The 26957-nt window shown below is 75.8% G+C and carries 19 protein-coding genes, 1 tRNA gene and 1 pseudogene; 13 read left to right on the top strand and 8 right to left on the bottom strand.

Annotated elements, in window-relative coordinates:
* Nucleotides 1-224 precede the first annotated feature (224 nt).
* Nucleotides 225-1295 carry a DUF2637 domain-containing protein gene (locus LO771_RS09405; protein ID WP_230649736.1) on the bottom strand — a complete coding sequence of 357 codons (1071 nt, stop codon included), beginning with the start codon at nt 1293-1295 and terminating at the stop codon, nt 225-227.
* Nucleotides 1296-1628: 333 nt separating this feature from the next.
* Between LO771_RS09405 and LO771_RS09400 the strand changes: the two genes are divergently transcribed.
* Nucleotides 1629-2348 carry a Tellurium resistance gene (locus LO771_RS09400; protein ID WP_255744066.1) on the top strand — a complete coding sequence of 240 codons (720 nt, stop codon included), beginning with the start codon at nt 1629-1631 and terminating at the stop codon, nt 2346-2348.
* A 60-nt stretch (nt 2349-2408) separates the two neighbouring features.
* Here LO771_RS09400 and LO771_RS09395 read toward each other — a convergent pair whose 3' ends face one another.
* Nucleotides 2409-3305, bottom strand: a complete 897-nt coding sequence (locus LO771_RS09395) for a TerD family protein (protein ID WP_230649734.1) — start codon at nt 3303-3305, stop codon at nt 2409-2411.
* Between the two features lie 463 nt (nt 3306-3768).
* On the opposite strand from LO771_RS09395, the gene LO771_RS09390 reads away from it, so the two are divergent.
* The 4 genes and pseudogenes from LO771_RS09390 (at nt 3769) to LO771_RS09375 (ending at nt 10047) form a co-directional block, all read left to right on the top strand.
* Nucleotides 3769-5010, top strand: coding sequence for an HpcH/HpaI aldolase/citrate lyase family protein (locus LO771_RS09390; protein WP_230649732.1), 1242 nt, complete (start codon nt 3769-3771; stop codon nt 5008-5010).
* A gap of 354 nt (nt 5011-5364) precedes the next feature.
* Nucleotides 5365-8211: pseudogene (locus LO771_RS09385) on the top strand (phosphoribosyltransferase).
* Between the two features lie 169 nt (nt 8212-8380).
* Nucleotides 8381-9271, top strand: a complete 891-nt coding sequence (locus tag LO771_RS09380; protein ID WP_230649730.1) for an HAD family hydrolase — start codon at nt 8381-8383, stop codon at nt 9269-9271.
* Nucleotides 9268-10047: a GDSL-type esterase/lipase family protein gene (locus LO771_RS09375; protein ID WP_230649728.1), complete on the top strand. Its 780-nt coding sequence runs from the start codon at nt 9268-9270 to the stop codon at nt 10045-10047. The genes LO771_RS09380 and LO771_RS09375 overlap by 4 nt, the downstream gene beginning before the upstream one ends.
* Before the next feature lie 412 nt (nt 10048-10459).
* Here the strand turns inward: LO771_RS09375 and LO771_RS09370 are convergent, their stop codons facing one another.
* Both LO771_RS09370 and LO771_RS09360 read right to left on the bottom strand, forming a co-directional pair.
* On the bottom strand, nt 10460-10681 hold the full coding sequence (locus tag LO771_RS09370; protein ID WP_230649726.1) for a zinc ribbon domain-containing protein: 222 nt from the start codon (nt 10679-10681) through the stop codon (nt 10460-10462).
* A gap of 204 nt (nt 10682-10885) precedes the next feature.
* Nucleotides 10886-12142 (bottom strand): hypothetical protein, encoded by a 1257-nt coding sequence (locus LO771_RS09360; RefSeq protein WP_230650218.1) that lies wholly within the window; start codon nt 12140-12142, stop codon nt 10886-10888.
* A 344-nt stretch (nt 12143-12486) separates the two neighbouring features.
* Here LO771_RS09360 and LO771_RS09355 point away from each other — a divergent pair.
* Nucleotides 12487-12558 (top strand) — tRNA-Val (locus LO771_RS09355).
* Nucleotides 12559-12661: 103 nt separating this feature from the next.
* On the opposite strand, the gene LO771_RS31290 is transcribed toward LO771_RS09355, so the two are convergent.
* Nucleotides 12662-12799 (bottom strand): integrase, encoded by a 138-nt coding sequence (locus tag LO771_RS31290; RefSeq protein WP_308188870.1) that lies wholly within the window; start codon nt 12797-12799, stop codon nt 12662-12664.
* A gap of 435 nt (nt 12800-13234) precedes the next feature.
* Between LO771_RS31290 and LO771_RS09345 the strand changes: the two genes are divergently transcribed.
* The 3 genes from LO771_RS09345 to LO771_RS09335 all read left to right on the top strand — a co-directional run bounded on the left by LO771_RS09345 (nt 13235) and on the right by LO771_RS09335 (nt 15136).
* Complete coding sequence (locus LO771_RS09345) at nt 13235-13774, top strand: GNAT family N-acetyltransferase (RefSeq protein ID WP_230649724.1); 540 nt, start codon at nt 13235-13237, stop codon at nt 13772-13774.
* Between the two features lie 215 nt (nt 13775-13989).
* Nucleotides 13990-14673: a DUF6000 family protein gene (locus LO771_RS09340; protein WP_230649722.1), complete on the top strand. Its 684-nt coding sequence runs from the start codon at nt 13990-13992 to the stop codon at nt 14671-14673.
* A 253-nt stretch (nt 14674-14926) separates the two neighbouring features.
* Nucleotides 14927-15136: a dehydrogenase gene (locus tag LO771_RS09335; RefSeq protein WP_230649720.1), complete on the top strand. Its 210-nt coding sequence runs from the start codon at nt 14927-14929 to the stop codon at nt 15134-15136.
* A gap of 177 nt (nt 15137-15313) precedes the next feature.
* Here LO771_RS09335 and LO771_RS31285 read toward each other — a convergent pair whose 3' ends face one another.
* Both LO771_RS31285 and LO771_RS09325 read right to left on the bottom strand, forming a co-directional pair.
* On the bottom strand, nt 15314-16081 hold the full coding sequence (locus LO771_RS31285; protein WP_230649718.1) for an RNA polymerase sigma factor: 768 nt from the start codon (nt 16079-16081) through the stop codon (nt 15314-15316).
* Nucleotides 16082-16638: 557 nt separating this feature from the next.
* Complete coding sequence (locus LO771_RS09325) at nt 16639-17691, bottom strand: acetylserotonin O-methyltransferase (protein WP_230649717.1); 1053 nt, start codon at nt 17689-17691, stop codon at nt 16639-16641.
* Nucleotides 17692-18447: 756 nt separating this feature from the next.
* Here LO771_RS09325 and LO771_RS09320 point away from each other — a divergent pair.
* The 3 genes from LO771_RS09320 to LO771_RS09310 all read left to right on the top strand — a co-directional run bounded on the left by LO771_RS09320 (nt 18448) and on the right by LO771_RS09310 (nt 21286).
* A complete protein-coding gene (locus tag LO771_RS09320) occupies nt 18448-19251 on the top strand; it encodes a hypothetical protein (RefSeq protein WP_230649715.1) in 804 nt (267 codons plus the stop codon).
* Nucleotides 19252-19474: 223 nt separating this feature from the next.
* Nucleotides 19475-20248 carry a hypothetical protein gene (locus tag LO771_RS09315; protein ID WP_230649714.1) on the top strand — a complete coding sequence of 258 codons (774 nt, stop codon included), beginning with the start codon at nt 19475-19477 and terminating at the stop codon, nt 20246-20248.
* Nucleotides 20249-20461: 213 nt separating this feature from the next.
* Entirely contained in the window at nt 20462-21286 is an 825-nt protein-coding gene (locus LO771_RS09310) for a ZIP family metal transporter (protein ID WP_230649712.1), read from the top strand.
* 160 nt (nt 21287-21446) lie between these two features.
* Here LO771_RS09310 and LO771_RS09305 read toward each other — a convergent pair whose 3' ends face one another.
* Nucleotides 21447-22565, bottom strand: a complete 1119-nt coding sequence (locus tag LO771_RS09305; protein ID WP_230649710.1) for an LCP family protein — start codon at nt 22563-22565, stop codon at nt 21447-21449.
* A 618-nt stretch (nt 22566-23183) separates the two neighbouring features.
* Between LO771_RS09305 and LO771_RS09300 the strand changes: the two genes are divergently transcribed.
* Nucleotides 23184-26861 carry a bifunctional glycosyltransferase family 2 protein/CDP-glycerol:glycerophosphate glycerophosphotransferase gene (locus LO771_RS09300; RefSeq protein WP_230649708.1) on the top strand — a complete coding sequence of 1226 codons (3678 nt, stop codon included), beginning with the start codon at nt 23184-23186 and terminating at the stop codon, nt 26859-26861.
* Nucleotides 26862-26957: the final 96 nt, after the last annotated feature.

Genomic DNA, 26957 nt, shown 5'->3' with positions numbered 1-26957 from the left:
CCGCCCGAACCGGGCGGCGGGGCGGTGCCGTGTCCGGGGCGGCCCGCCCGGCGCGCCCCCGCAGCCGGCCCGGGTCCCCCGCGGACGCGGGCAGCCCCCGCAGGCCCCCGGGAGAGCCCCGGAAACGCCCCCGGGGCGGCCGACCGGCGTGTGCCGGGCGCGGCCGCCCCGGGGGCGGAGGGGCGTGCGCGGAGGAGCCGGGGCCGGGAGCCCCGGGCCGTCCGTCAGCCCAGGGTCTGCTCGATCGCCCGCAGCTTGCGCTCCAGGGAGTCCAGCCGCGGCATCGCCAGGGTGTCGTCGTCGGCGGTGAGGTCCACCGTGCGGCCCGCCGGCAGCGCCGCCGACTCGGGGGCGGCCGTGACGGCCCGCCGCCCGGTCACCGAGGCCGGCTCCAGGGCGGCCGCGCCGACCGCGCTCTCCGCCGCTCCTGGGGCAGGCTCCGTAACGGGCTGCTGCTCCCCGGCGGCGGTCAGCGCCGGAACCTGGCGCCCGCCGCGGCGGCCGCTCCACACCCGGCCCTGGCGGGCGATGGCCTTGAGCTCGGCGCGCTCGCGCCGGTCCGCGGCCCGGGCCCGGACCTTGGAGTCCAGCTTCTGCTGCCGCTCGTCGCGGACCTCCTCGACGGCCTCGTCCAGGCTGCGCACGCCCTCCAGGAGCATCAGCGACCAGGCGGCGTAGGTCTCGCGGGGGGCCCGCAGCCAGCGGACCATGCGGATCTGGGGGAGCGGGCGCGGCACCAGGCCCTGCTCGCGCAGGGCGGCCTTGCGGGTCTGCTTCAGGGCGCGGTCGAAGAGGATCGCGGCCGAGATGGACATGCCGGAGAAGAACTGGGGGGCGCCGTCGTGGCCGCCGCCGCGCGGGGCGTGGACCCAGTTGAACCAGGCCGAGGCGAAGGCGAAGAGCCACACCAGCAGCCGGGAGCCCAGGGCGGCGTCGCCGTGGCTGGCCTCGCGGACCGCCAGCACCGAGCAGAACATCGCGGCGCCGTCCAGCCCGAACGGCACCAGGTACTCCCAGCCGCCGGACAGGTTGAGGTTCTCCCGTCCGAAGCCGACCAGCCCGTGGAAGGAGAGCGCCGCGGCCACCGCCGCACAGCAGAACAGCAGCACGTAGGAGGCGATGCCGTACACCATCTCCTTGCGGCGGCGGCGCTCCTCGCTGCGCTCCCAGGAGTCCTGGTTCTGCGCCTCGGCGGGAGTCCGCTTGGTGCGGAGCATGACGAGGAGGATGGCCGTGAAGAGCAGCGCGGCGCCGCCGACGACGGCCCAGACCAGCTGTATGGAGGAGAGAGTCATGTGCGGAGTGAGCCTCGGCTTTCCGGCCGTGCAACGGGCAGGTGAGGAGGGTGTCCTGACGTGCGGTCGCGCCGCCTGGGGCGGCGGGGGACACCTGTGCGGCATGACGATATCGCGTCCGGGGGGCCGCATAGTAAGCGGTGAGGCGGAGGGCGGCGGGGGCGGTCGGGCGTTTTCCGGCCGAGTACGGAAAGCTGGTGCCCCGGGCACGTCCCGCGGGTAGTCCCTGGGTGGCGGCGCACCGCCGGCCCGCCGCAGGGCGGGGCGGGTGCGACGTGTACGGACGACGGCTGTACGGGCTTACGGGTGTGGGGGGTGGCATCGGTGACTGCGCTGTGGGACTACCTGCGGCGGTCTCGGCAGGCCGTGGAGGCGGCCGGCCTGCACAAGGTGACGCTGACGAAGGCGTCGCCCCTGGTCTCGCTGACGGACCAGGGGGCGGTCACCGGACACCTGCAGATCAACCTGCACTGGACGATGCGTCAGGCCGACCTGGTGCAGCAGCGCGGCGGCCTGCTGCGGCCCGGGCTCTTCCGCCCGACGCAGCCCCAGGTCTCCACCCGGCCGATGGTCAACGTCGACCTCGACCTGGCCTGCATGTACGAACTGGCCGACGGCAGCCGGGGGGTGGTCCAGCCGCTGGGCAACCTCCTCGGCGACCTCCAGCGGCCCCCGTACATCAAGATCAGCGGCGACGACCGGTACGGCGCCCCGTCCGGCGAGACCATGTACATCAACCTGGACAAGCGGGACAGCTTCAAGCGCCTGCTGGTCTTCGTGTACATCTACGACGGCACGCCCGCCTTCGACCGCACCCACGCGGTCGTGACGCTCTTCCCCTACGTCGGGCCGCGGATCGAGGTGGCGCTCGACGAGCGCGCCCCCCAGGCGCGCTCGTGCGCGGTCGTCATGATCGAGAACAAGGACGGCAACCTGACGGTCCGCCGCGAGGTGCGCTACGTCTACGGGTTCCAGGCCGAACTGGACCGGCTGTACGGCTTCGGCATGCAGTGGCAGCGGGGCTACAAGACGCCGCAGGGCACACCCGAGTGAGGGAGCCGCCCCGGCCGTCCCGGGGCGGCCGCCCGGTGCCGCCGGGCCGGCCGGACCCGCTCAGCGCGGCTGGAACTGGGGGCCCTGCGGCGGCAGCGTGAACACCGCCGGGTCGGGCTGCGACGGCTGCGGCTGCGGCTGCAGCGCCTGGGGCTGGAGGGGCTGGAGCGGCTGCTGCGGGGGTGCGGACGGCGCCCGCGGCGGCGGGGGAGGGTACGCCGTGGCCGGATCCGGCCGGGGCGGCTCCCAGGCGGGCGCTGAGGGTCCGTCGGGGGACGCGGCCGCGGCGCGCTGCTGCGGCCGGGCCGCCGGGTCCTCCCGCTCCGAGGGCGGTGCCGGCGCGGGCCCGGGCGGCGCCGGCGCGGTGGCCGCCTGCGCGGGGGCGCCCTCGGCCGCCCCCGCCGGTACCGGCCCGTCCTCCTCCACCGCGATCCCGAAGTCCGTCGCGAGCCCCGCCAGTCCGCTGGCGTAGCCCTGGCCGATGGCCCGGAACTTCCAGCCGTCGCCCCTCCGGTAGAGCTCGGCGCAGAGCAGCGCGGTCTCCTCGCCGGCGTCCGCGATGTCGAACCGCGCCAGGGGCTCGCCGTCCTCGGGCGCCGCGGCGTCGTACAGCAGCACCTGCAGGTCCGGCACGGCGCCGAAGGGGCCCTCCTCGGCGGAGCCGGCGAGCACCACCCGGTCCACGTCCGCCGGGAGCTGCGCCAGGTCCACCTCGACGGTGTCGGCGACCGCGTCGCCGACCCGCTGCTTGGCGCGGTGGCGCACCAGGCCCGACGGGTGGTGCGGCTGGTTGTAGAAGACGAAGTCCTCGTCGGAGCGGACGCTGCCGTCGGCCCCCAGGAGCAGCGCGGAGGCGTCCACGTCGGGCGCGCCGGACGCCGCGCCCCAGCGCAGCACCGCGCGCACCGCGGCGGCGGACAGCGGGATGTTGGAACCCTTCACCATGACCTGCGTCATGGCGCACCATCCTGCCCGGTGCGGGGCCCCGCGGACAACGCGCCCTCCCGTCGGCGCGCCCTCCCCGTCCCGAGGGGCCTCCCGGCGGCCCCCGGGACGCCGCGCGGCGGCCGGGGGACGGCTCCGCCTGTGAACCGGAAGGCAATGCTCCGATAATTCGATGTTGCGGGTCTGGATTCCGGACCCGGGGTACGTACGATGGTCGGCCAACGGCCTCCGGCCCGCAGGGCGCACGGCGGACGGCGGACCCATGGAACGGCTGCCACGGGGTAGCGGGGGAGTCGTGCGGTCGCGGCCGTCGTCGTGGTGCACACCGCAGGGCGCCGCCGCAGCCGCCCTGCCCCGTCCCGGCCGCCGGGTCCCACCCCTCCGCTCGTCCGCACCGACGCACGCCCGCACACCGACCGACCGCCACCGGCCACCACCCCCGCGACCCGCGGGACGGACCACCAGGGGAGAGCACATGCGCCACTTCGGGCACCTGGACGACGACGTCCGGCAGAGGCTCTTCCACCGCGAACCCGAGCACTTCACCCGCGGCGCCGATCCCGCCGTCCTCGCCACCGCCCTCGGCGCCACCCTCTACAGCCCCGCCACCCGCCCCCGCCTCCTGGAGGACGTCCGCAGGCAGGCCGCCCGCGGCGTCGTCTCGATGGTGCTCTGCCTGGAGGACGCCATCGACGACCGCGACGTCCCCGCCGGCGAGGCCAACCTCGTCGCCCAGCTCCGCGCGCTCGCCGACGCCGCGGAGCACGGCGGCCCGGCGGACGGCACCCCGCACCACGGCGGCCCGGCGGACGCCACCCCCGAGGACGACGGCGACTGGCCGCTGCTCTTCATACGGGTCCGCACCCCCGAGCAGATAGGCGACCTCACCCGCCGCCTCGGCCCCGCCCTGCGGGTGCTCTCCGGCTTCGTGCTGCCGAAGTTCACCGAGGACTCCGGTGCGGCCTTCCTGGAGGCGCTCGCCGCCGCCGAGGCCGCCTCCGGCCACCGCCTCCTCGCCATGCCGGTCCTGGAGTCCCCCGAGCTCGCCCACCTGGAGACCCGCCGCGACGTGCTGACCGGCGTCGCCCGCGTCCTGGAGAAGTACCGCGACCGGGTCCTCGCCGTGCGCCTCGGCGTCACCGACCTGTGCTCCGCCTACGGCCTGCGCCGCTCCCCGGACCTCACCGCCTACGACGTCGCCCTCGTCGCCTCCGTGATCGGCGACGTGGTCAACGTCCTCGGCCGCGCCGACGGCACCGGGTTCACCGTCACCGGCCCGGTGTGGGAGTACTTCCCCGTCCACGAGCGGATGTTCAAGCCGCAGCTGCGCCGCTCGCCCTTCCTCCAGCAGACCGACCCGCCCGGCGAGGCGGTCCGCCGCAGGATCATCGAGCACGACCTCGACGGCCTCATCCGCGAGATCGAGCTCGACCGCGCCAACGGCCTGCTCGGCAAGACCTGCATCCACCCCAGCCACGTGCCCGCCGTGCACGCCCTCTCCGTGGTCACCCACGAGGAGTTCTCCGACGCCGCCGACATCCTCCACGAGGACCGGTCCGGCGGCGGCGTCCTGAGGTCCGCGTACACCAACAAGATGAACGAGGTGAAGCCGCACCGCGCCTGGGCGCAGCGCGTCATGCTGCGCGCCTCCGCCTTCGGCGTCGCCCGCGAGGACGTCACCTTCGCCGAGCTCCTCTCCGCGTGCCTGTGCTCCTGAACGCCCCGCCCGCGCGCCGGGCGCCCCCGCCCGCACGCCCCCGGGCCGCCACCGCTCCGGACACCCGCCGGACGGCCCGGCGACACCCCGCCGTCACCGCCGCATGGTCACCTGGGCCCCGACCTCGGTGACGGTCCCCGCGGCGGGGCACGTACCGTCGTACGGGCGTTCCCGGCCGGCCGCCCGCGGCCGGCGTGCGCCCCGCGGGGCCGCCCGGCCCCGGACGGACCCCGGGACGCACCGCCGGACACCCCCGCCGCCGCGGACGGCGCCCCGCCGCGGACGACGGGGAACCGCGGACGGCAGGGACGACAGAGACCGCAGAGACGACAGAGACGACAGAGAGCAGGGACCTTGACCCACCAGGACACCTGGACCGGCCAGTGGGTGGCCGACCGCCTCGGCGTGCGCGTGGACGGCGACCCCGCCCTGCGCGGCCTCCTCGGCCTCGCCCTGCGCCGCAACCCCCGCCGCGCCCACCTCCTGGTCTCCACCGTCCTCGGCAAGCACGTCCCCCAGCTCCCCGCCGCCGTCCACGGCGCCGGCCTGGCCCTCGGCGCCCGCGTCCGCGACCTCCTCGGACCGGACGAGGCCCGCCGCGCCGTCGTCCTCGGCTACGCCGAGACGGCCACCGCCCTCGGCCACAGCGTCGCCGACGGCCTCGGCAGCGCGCCCTACCTGCACTCCACCCGCCGGCCCGTGGCCGGCGTCGAACCGGTGGGCGGGTTCGAGGAGGAGCACTCCCACGCCACCTCCCACCTGCTGCTCCCCGAGGACCCGCACCTCCTCTCCGGCGGCGGGCCGCTGGTGCTGGTCGACGACGAGTTCTCCACCGGCCGGACCGTCCTCAACACCATCCGCGCCCTGCACGCCGCGCACCCCCGCGACCGCTACGTCGTCGTGTCCCTCGTCGACATGCGCGACCCCGGGCAGCGCGGGCACCTCGCCGAGGCCGCCGCCGCACTCGGCGCCCGCCTCGACCTGGTCGCCGCGGCCTCCGGCACCGTCCACCTGCCCGCCGACGTCCTGCCCCGCGCCCAGGCGCTGGTCGAGGCGCACGACGAGGCCCACGGCGGGGCCCACGGCGGGGCCGCCGCCGGCACCGGTCCCGCCCCCCTCGTCCGCGCCGGCCTCGACTGGCCCGCCGGCCTCCCCGACGGCGGCCGCCACGGCTTCACCCCCGAGCACCGCCGCCGCCTGGAGGCCGCCCTGCCCGGCCTCGGCCGCCGCCTCGCCGCCGCCCTCACCGGCACTCCGCGCCGCGTCCTCGTCCTCGGCTCCGAGGAGCTGATGTACGTCCCGCTGCGCCTCGCCGAGGCCCTCGGCCACGCCCTCGGCGACCGCGCCGAGGTCCGCTTCTCCACCACCACGCGCTCGCCCGTCCTCGCCGTCGACGACCCCGGCTACGCCATCCGCACCCGGCTGGCGTTCCCCGCCCACGACCGCCCCGCCGACGGCCCCGGTACCCGCTACGCCTACAACGTGGCGCCCGGCGCCGACCCCTCCCGGCGCTTCGACGCCGTCGTCCTCGTCGTCGACGACACCGCCGACACGCCCGAGCTCCACCGCTCCGGCGACGGCCTCGCCGCCCTCCTCGCGCAGGTCACCGACCAGGTCGTCCTGGCCGTCGTCCCCTCCCGCCTGCCCGGCCCCCGCACCCCGCGGGGAACCGGAACGGCCCCCCGGGACGTTGGAACACACCGAACCCACCCGGGCCCCGAGCCCCTCCGTACCGGGCCCGCCCGTACCGGGCCCGCCGGCACCTGACCCGCCGGGCCCCCTCCGCCCCCGACCTCCGGCCCCCGACCTCCGGCCCCCGACCTCCGGCCCCCGACCTCCGGCCCACCGACCCCGCACGCACCGGCGGCAGCGACCCCGGCCACCCGCCCGAACCATTCGGCGCCCACACCGAAGGCGAGCATGACCACGATGCCGAGCACCGCCGTCCCGGCCCAGCCCCGGGCCGCGGGAGTGCTGCCCGGGCCCCTGCACGGGCCCCAGTTCTCCTCCTACGCCGCCCACGAGGTCTCCTGGCTGCTCACCGACCTCTCCGACGTGCCCCTGGAGGCCCCCACCGAGGAACGGGAGGAGGCCATCCAGTCCGGCGGCGCCCACTACGCCGAGATGCTGCCGGTGGAGTACCAGCCGAGCCCCGACTACCAGGAGCTCTTCCACCAAGCGCTGCGCGCCTCCGCGCCCCGCATCGCCCGCGCCGTCGGCGCCGTCACCGAGACGCTCCTCGCCGAGCGCGGCACCCGCTCCGACAGCGGCGGCGTCGTCCTCGCCTCGCTCGCCCGCGCGGGCACCCCGGTCGGCGTCCTCATGCGGCGCTGGGCCGCCTACGCCCACGGGGTCGACCTGCCCCACTACGCGGTCTCCATCGTCCGCGGCCGCGGCATCGACCCCGTCGCCCTGCGCTACCTCGCCGCCCACCACGACCCGCTCGACGTCGTCTTCGTCGACGGCTGGACCGGCAAGGGCGCCATCACCCGCGAACTCCACGACGCCCTCGACGGCACCGGCTTCGACCCCGGCCTCGCCGTCCTCGCCGACCCCGGCCGCTGCGTCTCCACCTACGGCACCCGCGAGGACTTCCTCATCCCCTCCGCCTGCCTCAACTCCACCGTCTCCGGCCTGGTCTCCCGCACCGTGCTGCGCACCGACCTCATCGGGCCCGACGACTTCCACGGCGCCAAGTACTACCGCGAACTCGCCGCCGCCGACGTCTCCCGCGCCTTCCTCGACACCGTCGCCGACCACTTCCCGGCCGTCCGCGACGACGCCGTCCGCGACGCCGCCGACCTCGTCGAGGCCGACCCCGCCGACCGGGCCCCCACCTGGGAGGGCTGGGCCGCCGTCGAGCGGATCAGCGAGGAGTACGGCATCGGCAGCGTCAACCTGGTCAAGCCCGGCGTCGGCGAGACCACCCGCGTCCTGCTGCGCCGGGTGCCCTGGCGGGTCCTCGCCCGCCGCGGAGCCGGGTCCGACCTCGACCACGTGCGCCTGCTCGCCGCCCAGCGCGGCGTCCCGGTCGAGGAGGTCGACGACCTGCCGTACTCCTGCGTCGGCCTCATCCACCCCCGGTACACCCGCGGCGCCACCGGCGACGACGGCACCGCCGCCACCGCCACCGCCACCGCCGGCGCCACCGCCACCGCCACCGCCCTGCCCGCCCCGGCCCCGGCAGGTGACGCCCGGTGACCGCCCCAGCCCGCCGGCGCCCCACCGCCCGCTTCCCCGGCGCCCGCCTCCCGGCCGCCCGCCCGCCGTCCGCCGGCGGCCCCGACCGCACCCCCGCCGCGGCGCCGTCCCGGGGGGCGACCCCCGCACCCCCGGCCGCCGTCCGCCCCACCCCGGAAGGCGCCGCCCGGTGACCGCCCCCCGCCAGTCCGCCGCCCGCTTCCTGGTCGCCAGCGACCTCGACCGCACCCTCGTCTACTCGCCGCGCGCCCTAGCCCTCGGCGTCCCCGACGAGGAGGCCCCCCGGCTGCTCGCCGTCGAGGTCCACAACGGCAGGCCGCTCTCCTTCATGACCGAGCACGCCGCGGAACTCCTCGTCGAGCTGGCCCGCTCCTGCGTCTTCGTCCCCGCGACCACCCGCACCCGCGCCCAGTACGGGCGGATCAACCTGCCCGGCCCGCACCCCGGCTGGACCCCCCGCTACGCGATCTGCGCCAACGGCGGCCACCTCCTCGTCGACGGCGAGACCGACCACGACTGGCACGCCGACATGCGCGGCCGCCTCGCCGACGCCTCCGCCCCGCTGGAGGAGGTCGTCCACCACCTGGCCCTCACCGCCGACCCCGAGTGGACCCTCAAGCGCCGCGTCGCCGAGGACCTCTTCGCCTACCTCGTCGTCGAGCGCGAGCAGCTCCCCGAGCACTGGCTGGGCGAACTCACCGCCTGGGCCGCCGAACGCGGCTGGACCGTCTCCCTCCAGGGGCGCAAGGTCTACGCCGTCCCCGCACCGCTCACCAAGAGCGCGGCCCTCGCCGAGGTGGAGCGCCGTACCGGCGCCGCCACCGTCCTCACCGCCGGCGACTCCCTCCTCGACGCCGAACTCCTCCTCGCCGCCGACGCCGGCTACCGGCCCGGCCACGGCGAACTCGCCGAGACCGGCTGGACCGGCCCCGGCGTCACCGCGCTCCCGCAGGTGGGCGCCGCGGCCGGCGAGGAGATCGTCCGCCGCCTGCTGGAGCACGTGCGGGAGGGCGTGCCCGTCCGCGACGGCGGCCTCGCCCCGGCCGCCGGGCGCCGGTGACCGCTCCTTCCGCCGCCGGGGCGCACGCCGCCGCCGGGGCGCGGGCCGCCGCACCGGCGCGGGCCGCCGCCGGGACGCCGGTCCCGGGCGGCGGGCCCCTGCGGATCTGCTTCCTCGGCGACTCCTTCGTCCAGGGCGTCGGCGACCCCCAGTACCGCGGCTGGGTGGGCCGGGTGCTCGCCGCCACCGCCGCCGCGGATCCCGCCCGCGACGTCACGGGCTTCAACCTGGGCGTCCGCCGCGACACCTCGGCCGACGTCCTCGCCCGCTGCTGGGACGAGGCCGGCCGCCGCACCGCACCCGGTGCCGACCACCGGCTCGTCGTCTCCTTCGGCAGCAACGACGCGGTGGAAGAAGGCGGCGCACCACGTGTCCGGCCCGCCGACACCGCCGGCCACCTCGGCCGGCTGCTCGCCGGGGCCGCCGACCGCGGCACGGACGTCCTCGTCGTCGGCCCGCCGCCCGTCCACGACCGCGGCGCCGCGCACCTGCGGCGGCTCCTCGACCTGGAGGAGCGGCTCCGCGACGTCTGCGACCGGGCCGGCGTGCCGTGGATCCCCGTGGCCCGGCTGCTCGCCGGGGACCCGGACTGGCAGGCCGAGGCGGCGGCCGGCGACGGAGCCCACCCGGGCGAGCGGGGCTACGACCGCCTGGCCGACCTCGTCCTCACGGGCGGCTGGCACGACTGGCTCGCCGCCCCGGGCCGCCCTGCGGCCACCGGCCGTGCCCACGGCCCGGCCGCCGTCCCCCTGCCGTCCGCCGACGTGTCGCGCTGAACGCCGCCCGGATCCGCCCACCGTTCACCGTCCACCGTCCGGCCGGGAAGCGCGGCCCCGGCTCCCGGGAGCACGCAGCGCCGGGCGCTTGCCGCGCTGCGCCGAAGGCCGGTCGCCGAGCGGGTGCGCAGGGGCCGTGAGGGCACCGTAAGCCGGCTTGGGCCGTCAGGGCCGCGGCTCGGCCCGGCGGCCGCCGAACGGGCGGAGGCGTGCAGCAGCCGCGCATGGGACCACCCACGCATGGGACCACTCGCGTACGGGACACCCGCACGCGGGACCAGCTGCACACGGAGCCACCCGCGCACGGACCGCAGGGCCGGAGGCCGCCCCGGCCGGCCCCGGCGGGACGGGAAGCCCCCCGGGTCGGCCCCAGTCACGGGCGGGACGGCCGCTCCTCAGTCCGAGGAGCGCGTCACCCGCAGCAGCCTCCGCCGCAGCAGCCGCCGCCCCCGCCCCCGGACGGGGCGGCGGCCGCGCCGCCGGAGGCCGTGCCGGTCACCGCGACGGTGGAGAGCAGCTTCACCGTGTCCTCGTGCCCTTTGGGGCAGACGGCCGGCGCACCGGACTGCGACATGGGACGGCGGAGCTCGAAGGTGGCGCCGCAGGAGCGGCACCGGAAGTCGTAGCGAGGCATGGCGACAGCGTACCCAGACGCCCCCGCCCCGCCGCCCGACCCGCACCGGGATCCGTCCCGCGCCCGCCGCACGGCCCCGCCCGCAGCCCGCACGGTCCCGTAGCTCGCCCCTGCGGCACGGTCCTGCTCCGCCGCCCGCCGCAAAGCCCGCCGCCCGACCCCGCAGGCTCCCGTTCCCGTTCCCGTTCCCGCCACCGGTCCGCGTCAGCGGCCGCCGGCGCCCATGTCCTCCCGGATCCGCTGCACCACCCGGGCCGCGGTCTCCCGCACCGCCGCCGTCTCCTGCAGGAAGTGCCAGTAGTCCGGATGCCGGCCCGTGAGCCCGGCCACCGCCCGGTCCAGCCGCTCCACCGCCGCGTCCAGCGGAGCCGCGTGCCGCGGGTCCGGGGCGCTGCGGCCCGTCATCGCCAGCCGCTGCGCGTCCCGCACCGCGAACCGGGTCCGCTCGATCTCCGCCTTCGGGTCCCGCTCCACCTCGGTCAGCTGCCGCAGCCGCTCGCCGACCGCCGCCACCGCCCCGTCCGAGGTGTTGAGCAGCGCCCGGGCTGTGGCCAGCGCCGCCGTCGCGTCCGCCCACCGCTGCTCGTCGCGCGCGACCGCGGCCTCGTCCACCCTGGCCCGCGCCGCCGCCACCGACTCCGCGGTCTGCCGCGGCACCCGCTGCAGGTCCTGCCAGCACTCCGCGCTGAACCGGCGCCGCAGCTCGCTGAGCGTCGGGTCCAGCGTGCCCGCCCTGGTCTCCAGCGCCTGCATCCGGGTCCGCAGGCTCACCACCCGGCGGTCGACCTCACGCGCCCGCTCCGGCAGGTGCTCGGCCTCTCCCCGCACCGCCTCCGCCCGGCGCAGCACGTCGTCGGCGCGCCGCAGCGTCTCCTGCACGCCGTGCCGGCCCGCGCCCTCGTTCAGCCGGGTCAGCTCCGGGGCCAGCGCCGCCAGCCGCGCCGCCATGTCGTCCGCCCGCAGCCCGGCCTCCCGGACCGCGTCCAGGGCCGCCGTCGCCGCCAGCAGCGCCTGCTTCGCCCGCTCCACCGCCGGGACCACCCGCGCCAGCTCGCTCTCGGCCCGGCCCAGCAGCGGCTCCAGCGTGCGGTGGTACGCCTCCAGCTCGCCCTTCGTCCGCTGCAGCTGCTGCCGTGCCTGGTCCAGCTCGCGGCGGGCCCGGGCCGCGGCTCCCGTCTCCAGGCCGTCGGCGTCCAGGTCGTGCGCGTCCAGGGCGGCGATGTACGCGCTGCTCACCTCGTCCACCCGCCGCGACAGGTCGTCGAACTCGCCCACCGCCCGCCGCGCGAGCGGCGAGGTGTCGACGGCCTTCACGGTCTCCACCGAGATCCGCACGTCGCGCTGCGCCGAGTCCAGCTCGTAGAAGGCCTGCGCGGCGGCGTCGCGGGCGGCCTGCGCATCGGCCCGCATGTTCTCGTTGCGCCGCCACCACGAACGCGTCCCTCCGCCCGGGTGCGACATCGGCGCGGCCGCCAGCGCCACCGCGGCGAACCCCGCCAGCAGGGGCAGCGGCGCGACCAGCCCGCCCAGCACGGACCTGCGGCGCCCCCGCGTGATTCCCGCCGTCACATCGCACTCCAAGCTCGCCCACGCCCGGCGCGGCCCCCGCCCGTACGGCAGTTCGGCCGTCGGTCCGCTGATCGGCTCCCCATTGTCGCCGAACCCATCCTCCCACCCGCCGCCCCCCGTCAACCCCGCCCGCCGCCCCCGTCCCGCCCGCCCGGCACTGCAGCGCTCCACCCCCCGGAGCAGGTACGCTGACCTCTCGCTGCGATCGTGCCGCTCCCGGGAGCGCACGTCCGCGCGGGCGCATAGCTCAGTGGTAGAGCACTGCTCTTACAAAGCAGGGGTCGGCGGTTCGAAACCGTCTGCGCCCACCCGATCCGATCACGGCGAAGGCCCAGGCCGCCGGCGGTTTCGCCGAGGCGCTGGGCCTTTGCCGTTCCGGACGCCGCGAGCGGTCGGCGGCCGTCGTGCCAGTCACGTGCCAGATGCCGCCCCGCGGCCCCCGTCGCCGAGGCGGCGGATCAGCCCGTCGACGTGCGCGGCGATCTCCTCGTCACGGCTGGCCAGGAGGTGCTGGTAGACCAGCGCCGCCCGGGTCGACGAGTGGCTCATGCGCTGCATCAGCTCCCGCAGGCTGGCCCCGCCGGACGCTGCCAGGGGGTTCCCGGTGTGCCGCAGGCCGTGGAGGTGCCTCCGTCAAAGCTCGTTGCGCTCGCCGCGGCGCCGCTCACTGCCGCTCCTGGCTCCGCCGCGTTCCGGCGGCGGCCCGCTCCGCGCCGCAGGGCGGGAAGGAGTGGGCCGGGCGGGCCAGTGGCCGAGGGCGGGGGCCGGCACGATCTTCAGCTGCCTTCCCGGTCGGGGACCCGCGTCGAGCACGACTCCCGCACCCTGCACGACCGGGGGCCGATCGTGCAGGGTGCGGGCAGGCGACGAGCCTGCCCGAGCTGAGCAGGAACCGGTGACCACCAGGCTCAGCCGCGTTGCCCGGATCCGGGTGGACTTGGCGTTTCCCGTTGGGTCGGCTCGACCGCCTGTTAGCGTGCGCGGATGGAGGATCTGGGACCCGTGGTGTGGCCGCCCGAGCCGATCAGGACCGAGAGGCTCGTGCTCCGTGAGTCCGAGACCGGGGACCGTGCGGTGTTCATCGAACTGCTCACCTCGCCGGAGGTGCACACCTATCTCGGCGGCCCCCGGCCGCGTGACGAGCTTGAGCGTGAGATGCCCGGAACGCCCGAGCGGTGGCCCGGAAGCTTCGTCGTCGATCTCGATGGGGCCATGATCGGCCAGATCCTGCTCAGGAGAGCAACGGGGCACCGTCGCCCGGCTGCCGCGGGGAAGGCCGATCTCGGCTACCTGTTCCTGCCGCGGGCGTGGGGATTCGGGTACGCCGCCGAGGCGTGCGCGGCGGCACTCGGCTGGCTCGCAAGCGCGCTTCCTGGCGAGCCGGTGGTGCTCACCACCCAGACCGCCAACGTCGGCTCGATGCGTCTCGCCGCGAAGCTGGGGTTCTCCGAGGTGGAGCGGTTCGAGGCCTGGGGCGCCGAGCAGTGGCTCGGCATGCGGTCCCCGGTCACCCCGTCCGGTTGAGTCCGCGACGGAACCGCCGGGGATTACCCGCCCGTCCACGCGCAAACGGCCTGCCGCCGCGACTGGCCCGCGCGCGTGCCGGGCGGCGCCTCCCGGGGCTGTCTCCGGGCCGTACGAGGCAGACCCGGGACGGCAGTCCTCCGGACCGGCCGCGCGAGCCCTGGCTTCCCTGCTCCGTCGCGCAGGGGCCGACGGGCATGCGGGAGGATGGCGTCGTGCCGTACCCGCATGAGGACCCCTCGTTGCTGGAATTGGTCCGCCGCTACGTCACCCCGGGGCGGAGGTACCTGCGGCTCGGCGGGAGCGTGCTGCGGATGGGTGCGGCAGAGCGGGAGGCCTTCGCTCGTGAGCTCGCCGAAGCCACAGGCGGCATCACGGCGGACGAACTGCAGGCACTTCTGGACGGCGGCTGGCGGGAGCGGAGGACCGCGGCATGGCTCATCTCGGTGGCCGGTCGCAGGGAGTACCGCGCGCGTCTCGGAGCCCTGCTGCTGGCCGGCGAGGATCCCTACGCGGGCGGCGCCTACTGCCTGGCGCTCGCCACGTTCGCCACGGCGGGGGACGCGGAGCTGCTCTGTGCCTATCTGGACCGCTTCCTGCCGCGACTCGAACTGTCCTACGACCAAGGGCCGGCGATCGGCGCGCTGCTGCATATCGACACTCACCTCGGGACCGGACGGGCGGAGGCGTACCTGGGGCCAGGCGGCCTTTGGGAACGATGGACTGCCGGGCCGCCGGCCAAGGCGCACGAGCCGGCCGCCTACCAGGAGGCCGTCGGGGCGCTCTGTGCGTTCGCCCGAGAGAGCAGTGGGCACCTGTACGGCAGCGGAGTGCAGCGACCACCGCTGCCCCGGCCGACCGGCCACGACTCGCCTTCAACCCGTCGACCGGCGCAGTAGCCCTCAGCTGCCGTCGTGCCCAGGGTCTTGCGGCAGGGCATGCGGCGGGTCCCGTCGATCGGACATGCAAGGCAGAACCTCGCGGCTCCGGTGCAGTCCCGACGGCGAGGTGCAGCAGCCGCACCGGCTCTCCCCGACAGCGGACGGCTGCGCCCGCCGTGCCGGACGGTCCGGCACCTTCCGTCGACCACCGTGCCGTGTGCTGGGGCAGGTGACCGGGCCGGCCGGCCGAGCGGGGTACTACGGTCATGCCGTGGAGGCAACGAGCACGGCACCCGGCTGCCCGTCCTGCGGCCGGTCGATGACCGGTACGGCGATGGTGCTCGCGCGACGGGAGGAGGACGGCAGGCGTGTCTGCCGAGGTGTGTGGCAGTGCAGCGACCGCCACCTCTGGTGGCGCTGGAGCGACCGCCCGGACGAGCCGTGGGAGGTCTGCCCCCACCCCGAGCGCTTCGGTGCCTGACCGGGCGTGCCGAAGCCGTGCCGGACCGGGCGGGGCCTGAGGGACACTCACGGTGCACGCCGGCGTGGCCCGTGATGCGTCGCAGGTCGGAGGCCGGTCAGGTCGGCCCCTGGCGGCTGCGGCGGACGCCCGGTGCCGCCCGTCCCGCGGGGCCGCCCGTCCCGGAGGCCGCGGTCCTCACTCCAGGAGGGGGAAGCGCCCCGAACGGAGGAGGGTGAGGACGGCCGCGGCGCGGGTGGGCGGGGCGGCGTGGTCGGGGTGGGCGCCCAGGACGGCGGCGGCGTCGTGGAGGCGGTGCAGCTGGGCGGCGGCCTCGGCGACGTCCCGTCCGCCCGGGCTGACGGGGTGCGTGGCCAGGGCCGGACGCCGCGGGTCGACCCGGCCGGACGCGACGGCCGCCCCCACCCGCCGCGCGCAGCGGCAGAACGCCCGCGGGTCGACCAGCCCGCAGGTCGACCGCATGAAGGCCCGGACCTGCTGCCGGGCGCGCTCCAGCCGCTTGCGGTACGCGGCCGGGGTGACGTCGAGGATCCACGCCGCCTGGTCCGACGGCAGGTCGAAGACCTGGCCGAGGACGAAGGCGACCCGTTCGCCGCGCTCCAGGCACTGCAGGACCGCCTGCGAGCAGGTGAGCCGGGCCTCCTCGGCCAGGAGCGCCGCCTCCGGGCCCGCGTGGTCCTCCGCCGCCAGTCCGTCGGCCGGATTCTCGCGGAACTGCTCCAGGCTGAGCTCCGCCGCCTCCTGCGGGGTCCTGCGGCGGAGGTTCGGCAGGTGGTGGACGCCGATCCGGTACGCCCACGTCAGCAGCTGCGCCTTGGCGCGCCAGGTCGCCGGCCGGGTGAGGACCCGCACCAGGATCTCCTGCAGGGCGTCCTCGGCGTCGCCCGGGCGCCAGACCATGCGCAGGGCCGGCCGGTAGAGGGGGTCCTGGAGGAGGCGGACCACCCCCTCCAGCGCGGCCGCGTCGCCGGCGACGGAACGGGCGACGAGGTCCTTCCCCGCGTCCGGGACGTCCGTGACATCCGGGATGCCCGGGACGGTGGGGAGTTGGGGAGGGGGCGGCGGGGTCCGCGGCGGCAGGGAGGCCCGCGGGAGCAGGAGGGCCCGTGGCCGCGGTGGCGCGCGGGCGGTCCCGGGCCCCGGGGCCGTCCGGGGCTCCCGTGATCTCCTGGGGGCCTGTGGTGCCCCGGGCGTCCCCGGTGCCCACGCCGCCGCCGTCAGGCCGTGGCGGTCCAGCCGGCGGGCGACCGCCGCGCCGATGGCGTCGGGCCGGTCCTCGGGCACGGGCGCTGATGCCGCGTACCGAGGAGGTGCCCGGGTGGCCGTCCACCGAGGGGACGGCGGGCACGGCGGGGACGTCGGGCGGTCACCGAAGCCCCCGGTGGATCCGGCCGACCTCGGCCGACACCCCGTCCACCGGGAGCCTCGTCGTGCTGCCGCCTCGACCGTCCTGCCCGGCGGGCAGGTCGGAGGGGTCCCGCCGCCCTGCTCCGCCGGCCCGGTCAGACCGCCACGATCTCCTGGACGGACCACGGCGTGCTGGTCTGCAGGGTCGAGGTCCGCCGCCATCCACTGGCCGCGTACAGGGCGTCGTAGGCGTCGAAGTCCCTTTCCTGCCCGGTCGTCCCTGCCAGCATGTTCATGTCCAGAAGGGCTCCGAAGCTCGGCTCGCCGATCCTGCCGACCACCGCCTCGATGACGACGCCTCGGGTTCCCGGCTTCGCCGAGGCGCGGCAATTGCGGAGAATCTGCACGCACTGCTCGTCGTCCCAGTCGTGCAGGACCATCTTGAGGAGGTACAGGTCGGCTGCCGGCACCTCCTTGAAGAAGTCTCCCGGAACCGCGCTGAACCGGTCGAGAACGCCTGCTTCCTCTGCTGCCCGGACGGCGCTGTCCATGACGTGGGGCAGGTCCAGGACCATGCCCGTGAGCCCCGGACGGGTCTTCATCAGCGACTGGACCAGGGCGCCGGTGGAGCCGCCCACGTCAATCGCGAGGGAGACGCCCTCGAGGTCCAGCATGCGGGTGACGTCGTCGATGACGACGCCTGTCGCATTGGACATGGCGGCGGCGAAGTACGCGCCTTCCTCCGGGTTCCGGCCGAAGTAGTCGAACTGGGTCTCGCCCTCCGCGAGCCCCAGGGCGGCCTGCATCTGCGTCCCGCCCTTGCGCACGGCGTCCGGAAGCACTCCCCAGGACTGCCAGTGGAGCGGGGAGCCCTGGACGATCGCCATCTCGCGCAGCGATCCTGGGGCCCCCTTGCGGAGCAGGCCCCCCAGCGGCGTCACACGGAACCGGCGGTCCCCGGCGTCGCCGAAGAGGCCGATGGAGGCGCCGGCGCGAAGCAGGCGGTAGGTGGTCGCCGGGTCGGTTCCCTCCCGTGCCGCTATCTCCTCGGCGGTCGACGCCCCGGCGGTGACGTGGTCCACGAGGGACAGTTCGGCGGTGGCGCGCAGGATCTGCGTGACCCAGTACCCGGAGATCATCTCCAGCATCGTCATCGCGTTCTGCGCCGATTCGGCCTTGTTGTGCGCGCCTTCGAGTTCTTCGCTCATGACCGCCCCTGTCCTGGAAGTCGTGACGACGCGCGAACGGCGCCGTTCGGGTACCCTTTGAAAGTTTAACCTTCAAGTGTTCGTCGTTCGGGTGCCCTCCGCTCGTCGGGGGCACTTGAGGCCGGTCGGCTGGAGATTTTGCCTTTTCGTCCTTCGTGGCCGGGCGCGGGGCCGCGGTGTGCCGCTGAGGGCGGGCCCGGGGTCCGCTTCTCCGGGATGCCGGGGAGGGGCCTTCGTTCCGGTCGTCGTCGCGCGGGGGCGGTTCTCCTCCGGTCGCAGCCTGCCGGGCGGGTGTCCGGAGTGCCCAGGGCGGATAGGGCGGGTCGCCCCCCGTCGCATGCCGCACGGGCGCCGCCCGGCCGTGCGGAGGGCGCATACGGTGGGCCGGTGGGCCCGCCGCAGGGTGGCGTCCTTCTGCAGGGTGGCGTTCTCCCTGGTGGCGGGGTCGCGTCGGCGCCCGCTCGCCCGCTGCTCCTGGCCCCCGTGTCGACCCGGGGCTTCGCCGGGCCCGCCGCCGTGGACGGGTGGGGGTGGAAGGCCGCCCCCGCCCTCTGGCGTCTACAGAGTTGTAGACGATAGAGTGCCGGTGTCGTCCCCCGCATCCGGCGGGACCCGGGCTCCGCCGTGCCGTGGCACCGGTGTTCCCGGAAACGGTAATTCCGCGCGCCGGAGCGGCCATTCCCCGTACCGGAAACGGAAATACGGCGGGCGGGACCCCGTCAGGGGCGGGAAAGAGGATGTGCCATCCTTTCCGCCATGACGACAGGTCAGATCCAGCAGAATGCACCCCTGGCGCCCGCGCGCCACGCGTGGAGCAAGGTCCCGGAAGTCACCGCCCTTTTCTGGGTGGTGAAAGTCCTCACCACCGGAATGGGCGAGACGGCCTCCGACTTCCTCGCCCACCGCCTCGGCCCGGTGCCCGCCGTCGGCCTCGCCGGCGTCGTCCTGGCCGCCTCCCTCGTCCTGCAGTTCCGGGCCCGCCGCTACACGGCATGGGTCTACTGGACCGCCGTCGTCATGGTCAGCGTCTTCGGGACGATGGCCGCCGACGTCCTGCACGTGGGGCTCGGCATTCCCTACCTCGTCTCCACCGTGTGCTTCGCCGCCGCCCTCGCCGCGGTGTTCGCCGGCTGGTACGCCTGCGAGAGGACGCTCTCGATCCACAGCATCCGCACCCGCCGCCGCGAGTCCTTCTACTGGGCGACCGTCATGGCGACCTTCGCCCTCGGCACCGCGGCCGGCGACCTGACCGCGGTGACCATGCACCTGGGCTACCTGCCCTCCGGCATCGCCTTCGCCGCGCTGATCACCGTCCCGGCCCTCGCCTTCCGCGTGCGCGTCCTCAACGGGGTCGCCGCCTTCTGGGCCGCCTACGTGCTGACCCGGCCGCTCGGGGCCTCGTTCGCCGACTGGATGGGCGTCTCCCGTGACCGGGGCGGCCTCGGGCTGGGCACCGGACCGGTCAGCCTGGTCCTGCTGGCGGTGATCGCCGTCCTGGTCGGCTGCCTGGCGGCCACCCGCGCCGACGTGGCCCCGGAGGAGCGGGCCGCGCGTCCGTAGCCGACGGCCGGGCCGCCGCCGTCCCGCCGCCCGCCCGCCCGCCCGCCCGCCCGCTCCCGCTGCCGCCACCCGCCCCGGCCCGCCCGCTCCGGTGGCGGGGCGGGGCGGGCGGCCTCCCCCGATCGGGTGCGGCGCGGCCGACACGGCCGGCGCGCGGCCGGTCCCGCCGGTCCCGCTGGAAGCATGGCGCGGAGGTGCGAGGACCCGCGAGAGATCGGCCCCCATGAACAAGCTTCCCCAGGTCACCCTGGCCTTCTGGATCATGAAGATCGCGGCGACCACCCTGGGCGAGACCGGCGGCGACCTGCTCGCCCAGACCCTGGCCGTCGGCTACGCCGTGAGCTCCGTCGTCCTGGTCGCCCTCTTCCTGGCGAGCCTGGTCGCGCAGCTGCGGGCCGACCGGCTGCACCCGGCCCTGTACTGGACCGTCATCCTCTCCACGAGCACCGCCGGCACCACGATGTCGGACTTCATGAACCGCACCGCCGGACTCGGCTACGCCAGGGGCGCGCTGGTCCTCGTCACGCTGCTGGCGGCGGTCTTCGCCGTCTGGAAGGCCTCCGGCCTCCCCTTCGACGTCACACGGATCGCCACGTTCCGCGGGGAGCTCCTGTACTGGACCGCCATCCTGCTCTCCAACACGCTCGGCACCTCCCTGGGCGACTTCCTGGCCGACAGCTCGGGCCTCGGCTACGGGGGCGGGGCGCTGCTGATCTGCGGCCTGCTGGCGCTCGTGGTCGCCGCCCGGTACGCCACCCGCATCCCGGTCCCGCCGCTGTTCTGGGCCGCGTTCGTCCTGACCCGGCCGCTGGGCGCGACCGTGGGCGACTTCTTCAGCAAGCCGGTCGCCAAGGGCGGCCTCGGGTACGGGACCGTCGGCTCGTCCCTGATCCTCGCCTCGGTCCTCGCCGTCCTGGTCGCGCACTCCGCCCGGCAGCAGCGCCGGCGGGCGGCGGAGCTGCGCGAGGAGCAGCCCGCGCCGTCACCGATCGGCTGACCGGCTGACCGGCTGACCGGCCGGGCTGACCGGCGGCGGGCACAGCGGCTGCGGGCGGACCGGCGGCCGGGCGCACCGGCGGGCGGGCCCGGCCCGGAGGCGGCCGGGCAGGGGGCGGGGTGCCGGTCCGGGGGCCGGCCGCAGTAGCTTGTTAGGTAAGCCTCATCTGTTCTATCGTCTGCGGGCCGTCCCCCCGACCCGGCTGGAGCCCCCGTGTCCTCCTCGCAGATCGTCCTCCTCGGGGCCGTCGCCGGCCTCACCATCTACCTCGGCCTGCCGATCGGACGCCTGCGCAACCCCGCGCCGCGCCTCGCGACCGCCCTCAACGGGGTCGCCGTCGGCATCCTGGTCTTCCTGGTCTGGGACGTCCTCAGCGCCGCCTGGGCGCCGGTCGACGCCGCCGTCGGGGACCACCGCTGGGGGACCGCCCTCACCGACGGCCTGGTCATGGCCGCCGGCCTGGCCGCGGGGATGGCCGACCTGGTCCACTACGACCGCTGGATCGCCCGGCGCCGGACGGCGGCCCTCTCCGAGGGGCCGGGCGCCGCGGCCGCCACCGAGCTGGCCCGCCCCGTCCGCTCCCGGGCCGCCGGCCTGTCCATGATGATCGCCACCGGCATCGGCCTGCACAACTTCGCCGAGGGCCTGGCCATCGGCAACTCCGCCGCCCGGGGCGAGATCTCGCTCGCCGTCCTGCTCGTCATCGGCTTCGGCCTGCACAACGCCACCGAGGGCTTCGGGATCGTCGCCCCGCTGGCCGCCGCGGGGGAGCGGCCCTCCTGGGGGGCCCTGGCCCTGCTCGGCCTGATCGGCGGCGGGCCCACCTTCCTCGGCACGCTCGTCGGGCAGCACGTGGTCAGCGACACCCTCTCCATCGCCTTCCTCGGCCTCGCCGCGGGCTCCATCCTCTACGTCGTCGTCGAGCTCCTGGCCGTCGCCCGCCGCGCCGCCATGAAGGAGCTCACCACCTGGACGATCCTGCTGGGCCTCTTCCTGGGCTTCGCCACCGACGCCGTGGTGACCGCCGCCGGCGTGTGACCCGCCGGGCCTCACCGGCCAGGGCTGCACCGGACCGGACCGCACCGGACCGCACCGCACCGGACCGGACCGGCCCGGGCCGCACCGGACCGGGACCTCGCCGGTTCCGTCCGGGGCGCCCGGCCGCAGCGGTCACCCCGCGGCGGTCACCGCGCGGCGGTCACCCCGAGACGCCGCCGCCGGCGGCGGGCGAGTGCTTCGCGGACTCCGGGACGGGCGAGTCCTCGCGGATCGCCTTCCACAGCGCGGACGCCTGCGGCTCGGCCGCCACCACCCGGTTCGGGTCGATCCGGTCGTACCGGACCGGCAGCATGAGCGTCTCCATGGTGTCCGGGTCGACGCCCTTCACACTGCGGCCGAACTCCGCGAGCGCGGTCAGCGACCCCAGGTCGGAGTCGGTGGTGAGCAGCTTGGTGGCGGCGTCGGCCATCTTGTAGCTCTTGACCGGGCTGCCCAGCAGGTCCTGCTTCTTCACCTCGGCCACCAGGGCCGTCATGAACTGCTGCTGCAGCCCGATCCGCCCGAGGTCGCTGCCGTCGCCGATGCCGTGCCGGGTGCGGACGAAGGCGAGGGCCTGGGTGCCGTCCAGCCGGTGCGTGCCGGGGGCCAGGTGCAGCCCGCTGTGCCGGTCGTCGATGGCGGTCGTCGTACGGACGGTGACGCCGCCGATGGTGTCGACCAGGTCCTTGAAGCCCACGAAGTCGATCTCGACGTAGTGGTCCATGCGCACGCCGGACATCTTCTCGACCGTCTTCACCACGCACGCCGGCCCGGCGAGGCTGTAGACGGAGTTGAACATGACCCGCTTCGCGGCGGGCAGCGCGGCGCCGTTGCGCCCGGTGCAGGAGGGGCGGGTCACCAGGGTGTCGCGGGGGATGCTCACGACGGTCGCCCGGCCTCCGCCCGCGGGTATGTGCACCACCATCGCGGTGTCCGAGCGGGCGCCGCCGACGTCGCCGCCGCCCAGGTCCTGGTTGCCGCCGGCCCGGGAGTCCGAGCCCAGGACCAGGATGTCCCTGGCCGCGGCGGCCACCTTCGCCGGGCGGTCGGTGCCCAGCTCCCGGCCGAGGTCGACGCCGGTGTGGATGTTGGAGTCGAGGTGCCGGTACAGGCCGTAGGCCGTCCCGGCGGCGGCGAGCACGGCCACGCCCGCGACCAGGCCGACGACCTTCGGCCACCTGCGGCGGCGCCGAGGCGCCGGTCCTGCGGCCTCCGCGCCGCCGTTCCCGGCCGGGGCGGCCTGCTCCTCGGCGGCGTGCTCACGGGCGCTCTGTGCCATGGCGTCTCCACGCTCCTTGCGCTGCTGGTGGTCCGGTCGTTCGGGAGGGCGCGGAGGGGGCACTGCGGGCGTGCGGCCCCGGCCGGCGACTGCGCCGACCCCCCCTGCCCCCTGCCGCCGGCCCCCTCCGCCGGTCCGGACCTCCGGGGGCCGCGGGTGCGGTTCCGGGAGGCGGCGGGGCGGCGGGGCGGCCCCGGGAAGCATAGGGGCATGCCCTCCTTCCGCCGCAGGGTGGTCCGTCCGCGGCGGCCGGAGCCCGCCGGGGGGCCGGGCCGACGGCCGCTGTGCACGGCGTGACCTTCACATCTTCTTCGCGAGGACGGTCGGGCGGCCCGCATCCGCCGGAGGGTGTCCCCGCATGTAAAACCGCCGGTCGAAGCCGCTCTCCGGCGCCGGCCCGACGGAGGTGCCGCCGGAAGATCGAGTTCTCCCGGCGGAAAACACGTTGTATGGTTCACGAACTGGTTACAAATCCTTTGCCTTTCTTTTGGCCGGGGGACACATCCGTGACCGGAGGGGCCGCTCGCCGGCCCCGAGCGAGAGGGCTGTGGGCCGGCCGGTGCAGGGCGCCACGACGAGAGAGACCCGGAGGACCCGTTGGCGCCCGTGCATCCCCGTGTGAGCATCGTCGTGCCCTTCCAGGACGTGGAGGAGTACCTCCCCGAGTGCCTGGAGTCCCTCGCGGGGCAGACCTTCGAGGACTTCGAGGTGCTCCTGGTGGACGACGGCTCCACCGACTCCTCCCCGCGCATCGCCGAGGACTTCTGCCGCCGCGACCCCCGCTTCCGGATGCTCCGGCAGTCCGCGCAGGGCCCCGGCGCCGCCCGCAACGCCGGCATCCGCGCGGCCCACCCCCGCGCGGAGTACCTCGCCTTCGCGGACGGCGACGACGTCGTGCCCGAGTACGCCTACGAGCTGCTGGTCCGCACCCTGGACGGCTCCGACGCCGACTTCGTCTCCGGCAACGTCCAGATGATGGACTCCACCCGGCGCTGGCAGTCCCCGCTGCACAGGGCCCCCCTGGGGAAGAGCCGCCGCGGCACCCACATCACGCGCTTCGACGCGCTGATCTACGACCGCACCGTGTGGAACAAGCTCTTCCGCCGCTCCTTCTGGGACGGCCACGGCCTGGCCTTCCCCGAGGGCGTCCTCTACGAGGACTCCTGGGTCAACATGACCGCCCACTACCGCGCCGCCAAGGTCGACGTCGTCCAGGACGTCGTCTACTACTGGCGCCGCCGCGACGGCGGCTCCGCGCCGTCCATCACCCAGCGCCACCACGAGCTGCCGTGCCTGCGCGACCGGGTGGCCGCGGTCCGCTCCGTCAGCCGCTTCCTGGCGGAGTTCGGCGGCGGGACCCACCTGGAGCACAAGCGCAGGTACGACCAGGCCTGCCTCAGGTCCGACCTGATGATCCACCTGAACGTGCTCCCCGACGCGGACGAGGAGTTCCGCCGGTACTTCATGGAGGCGGCCAACGCCTTCATCGACGAGGCCCACCCGTCCGTCGTCGACGACCTCCCCGCCGAGATGCGGGTCAAGTGGTCGCTGGTCCGCCAGGGCAAGCTCGACGAGCTGCTCGCCGTCGTGGAGTTCGCCCGCAAGGGCGGCCCGCCCCCGATCCGCCGCCGGCTGCACCGCTACCTCGACTACCCCTTCCTCGGCGACCGCGAGGCGGGCGTGGACAAGAGCGCGTACCGGGTGGAGAAGGACCTCTCGCTCTTCTCCTCGCTCGGCGGCGCCCACTGGGAGGGGGACCGGCTCCACCTCTCCGGGGCCGCGTACATCCGCTTCATCAACGTCCACAAGCGCCGCATGTCGATCAAGGCCGTGGCGCTGCGCAACCGCAGGCAGGGCCGGCTGGTCGTGGTCCCCGCGAGGACCGTCCACCGCCCGCAGGCCACCGAGTCCTCCGGGCAGAACCGCTACTGCTACGACTGGTCCGGTTTCGAGACCAGGATCGACGTCTCCCGCCTGAAGAAGCGGGACGAGTGGGTCGAGGGCACCTGGGACGTCGCCGCCGGCGTCCTCAGCCGCGGCCTGTTCCGCTACCGCGGCATGGTCGCCGGGAGCGCCGGGAGCGCCTCCCACCCGCCGTACCGGTATGTGGACCGCAATGTCCGGGCCGTGCCGCTCTTCGTCCAGGGCCGGCTCAAGCTGCGGATCGAGGTCGTGCGCTGCCGCATCACCGGGCACCGCGCCGACGGGGACGCCGTGGAACTGCGCGGGGTGCTCCTCGCCCCCGAGGTCCCCGAACGCGCCACCCTGCGGGTGCGCAGCCTGGCCGGCGCCGCCCAGTACGACGCCCCGGTGCGCTTCGCCCCCGGCGGCGAGGGCTGGTGCACCTTCACCGCCCGGGTCCCCATGTCCTGGCTGGTCCCCCGGTCCCGCCGCGAGGCCAGGGCGGACACGCCCCGGTCCTGGAACATGGGCAGCAACGGCTGGAAGACCTCCTTCCACATCGCCGGCCGCAGGGCGCCGCTCCACCCGGTGGTGGCCGAGGACGTCCCCGACGGCTGCCACCGCCTGCCCGACGCCCTGCAGAACCCCGAGGGCGACCGCGAGGTCGTGGTCCACCGCAACGGCGCCGGCTACCTGGTGCTGTTCGAACGGGCCGCGCTCCCCGTGGCCTCCGCCGTGTCCTGGCACCCCGACGGCTCGCTGGAGCTGCGCTGCCGCTACCCCGCCGCACGCCTCCTGACGGCCGCCCAGTACGCCACCGCGCAGCTGGTGGTCCGCTCGCGCGCCCACGGCGCCGAGCGGACCGTGCCCCTGCAGTGGCTGGGCGACGAGTTCCGGGCGGTGCTCACCCCCGCCCGGATGCGGACGCTCGCCGGGAGCATCCCGCTCGCCTCCGGCCGGTGGGACTTCTTCCTGCGCCGCCAGGACGCCGCGCTCCCGCAGGAGGCGCGGGAGGACGGACCCCCGGCCGACCTCATGGTCAAGGTCGACCAGCGGCTGATCCCCGGCCTGCCCGCCGACCTCGCCGTGGACGGCCGCCGCTACGAGCTGCAGTCCGAGGCGTGGGACCGGCTCTCGCTCCTGGTGCACTCCGCGATGCCCGAGGACGCCCGCGGCCCCTACCGGCAGAAGCTGCTACGCACCAAGGCCTACCCCGAGGCGCGCCGCCGGCCCGTGCGCCCGGCGGTGCTCTTCGACTCCTTCAAGGGCAGCCAGTTCTCCGACAGCCCCCGGGCCCTGCACGAGGAGCTGCTGCGCCGCGGCACCGGGCTGGAGCACCTGTGGGTGGTCAAGGACGACCAGGTGGAGCTGCCGCCGTCGGTCCGCCCGGTGCGCATGTGGTCGCCGGACTGGTACGAGGCGCTGGCCACCTCCCGGTACGTCGTCGCCAACAACCACCTGCCGGACTGGTTCCGCAAGCGGGAGGGCCAGCTGGTGGTGCAGACCTGGCACGGCACCCCGCTCAAGCGGATCGGCCACGACATCGAGGCGGTCCACTTCGCCGACCGGCGCTACCTGGAGAGGCTGCGGTCCGAGGTCGCGCAGTGGGACGTGCTCGTCTCGCCCAACAGCTTCAGCACGCCCATCCTGCGGCGGGCCTTCGGATTCGAGGGCGAGCTCGCGGAGACCGGCTACCCCCGCAACGACGTCCTCGTCCGCGCCGACCGGGGCAGGAGGGCCGCCGAGGTCCGCGCCCGGATCGGCATCCCCCCGGGCAGGCGCGTCGTCACCTACGCCCCGACCTGGCGCGACGACCAGTTCCACGGCGCGGGCCGGTACAGGTTCGACTTCCGCATCGACCTGGAGCACGCCCGCCGGGTGCTGGGCCGTGACCACGTCCTGCTGGTCCGGCGCCACCCCAACGTGGTCGACCCCGTGCCGGGCGCCGGGAACGGCTTCGTCTGGGACGTGTCCGCCTACCCCGACATGGCCGACCTGTCGCTGATCACCGACGTCATGGTCACCGACTACTCGTCGCTGATGTTCGACTTCGCGAACACCGGCCGGCCGATGCTCTTCTTCACCTACGACCTGGAGCACTACCGGGACACCCTGCGCGGCTTCTACTTCGACTTCGAGCAGTGCGCCCCCGGGCCGCTGCTGTCCACCTCGCGGGAGCTGGTGGAGGCGATCGCGGACGTCGGGGAGGTCGAGTACGCGTACGCCGACCGGTACCGGTGGTTCCGGGAGGAGTTCTGCGACCTGGACGACGGCCACGCCGCGCACCGGCTCGCCGACCGCATCCTGGAGGCGGGCGGCGACCTGCCCCGGCCCGACCCGCGCCTGCACGTCCCCGAGCAGCGGCCCCGGCACACCTTCATGCCCACCGTCTGAGCGCCGCCGGCGCCCGGACGGGTGCGCAGCGGCGCCGGGGCGGCCCGTGCCGGGCGCCGTCAAGATGCCGTCAGGATCGCCCGGCGGCCCCCGCCC

Source organism: Streptacidiphilus sp. ASG 303, assembly GCF_020991365.1.
Classification (GTDB): domain Bacteria; phylum Actinomycetota; class Actinomycetes; order Streptomycetales; family Streptomycetaceae; genus Peterkaempfera.
The sequence above is the reverse complement of the archived record's forward strand: the minus strand, read 5'-3'. Positions and strand labels throughout refer to the sequence as shown.

Coding starts and splice junctions, on each gene's coding strand:
- LO771_RS09315 (WP_230649714.1), top strand. CDS start 19,475: ATGAACAAGCTTCCCCAGGTCACCCTGGCCTTCTGGATCATGAAGATC.
- LO771_RS09370 (WP_230649726.1), bottom strand. CDS start 10,681: ATGCCTCGCTACGACTTCCGGTGCCGCTCCTGCGGCGCCACCTTCGAG.
- LO771_RS09345 (WP_230649724.1), top strand. CDS start 13,235: ATGGAGGATCTGGGACCCGTGGTGTGGCCGCCCGAGCCGATCAGGACC.
- LO771_RS09405 (WP_230649736.1), bottom strand. CDS start 1,295: ATGACTCTCTCCTCCATACAGCTGGTCTGGGCCGTCGTCGGCGGCGCC.
- LO771_RS09360 (WP_230650218.1), bottom strand. CDS start 12,142: ATGTCGCACCCGGGCGGAGGGACGCGTTCGTGGTGGCGGCGCAACGAG.
- LO771_RS09390 (WP_230649732.1), top strand. CDS start 3,769: ATGCGCCACTTCGGGCACCTGGACGACGACGTCCGGCAGAGGCTCTTC.
- LO771_RS09395 (WP_230649734.1), bottom strand. CDS start 3,305: ATGACGCAGGTCATGGTGAAGGGTTCCAACATCCCGCTGTCCGCCGCC.
- LO771_RS31290 (WP_308188870.1), bottom strand. CDS start 12,799: ATGAGCCACTCGTCGACCCGGGCGGCGCTGGTCTACCAGCACCTCCTG.
- LO771_RS09325 (WP_230649717.1), bottom strand. CDS start 17,691: ATGAGCGAAGAACTCGAAGGCGCGCACAACAAGGCCGAATCGGCGCAG.
- LO771_RS09320 (WP_230649715.1), top strand. CDS start 18,448: ATGACGACAGGTCAGATCCAGCAGAATGCACCCCTGGCGCCCGCGCGC.
- LO771_RS09305 (WP_230649710.1), bottom strand. CDS start 22,565: ATGGCACAGAGCGCCCGTGAGCACGCCGCCGAGGAGCAGGCCGCCCCG.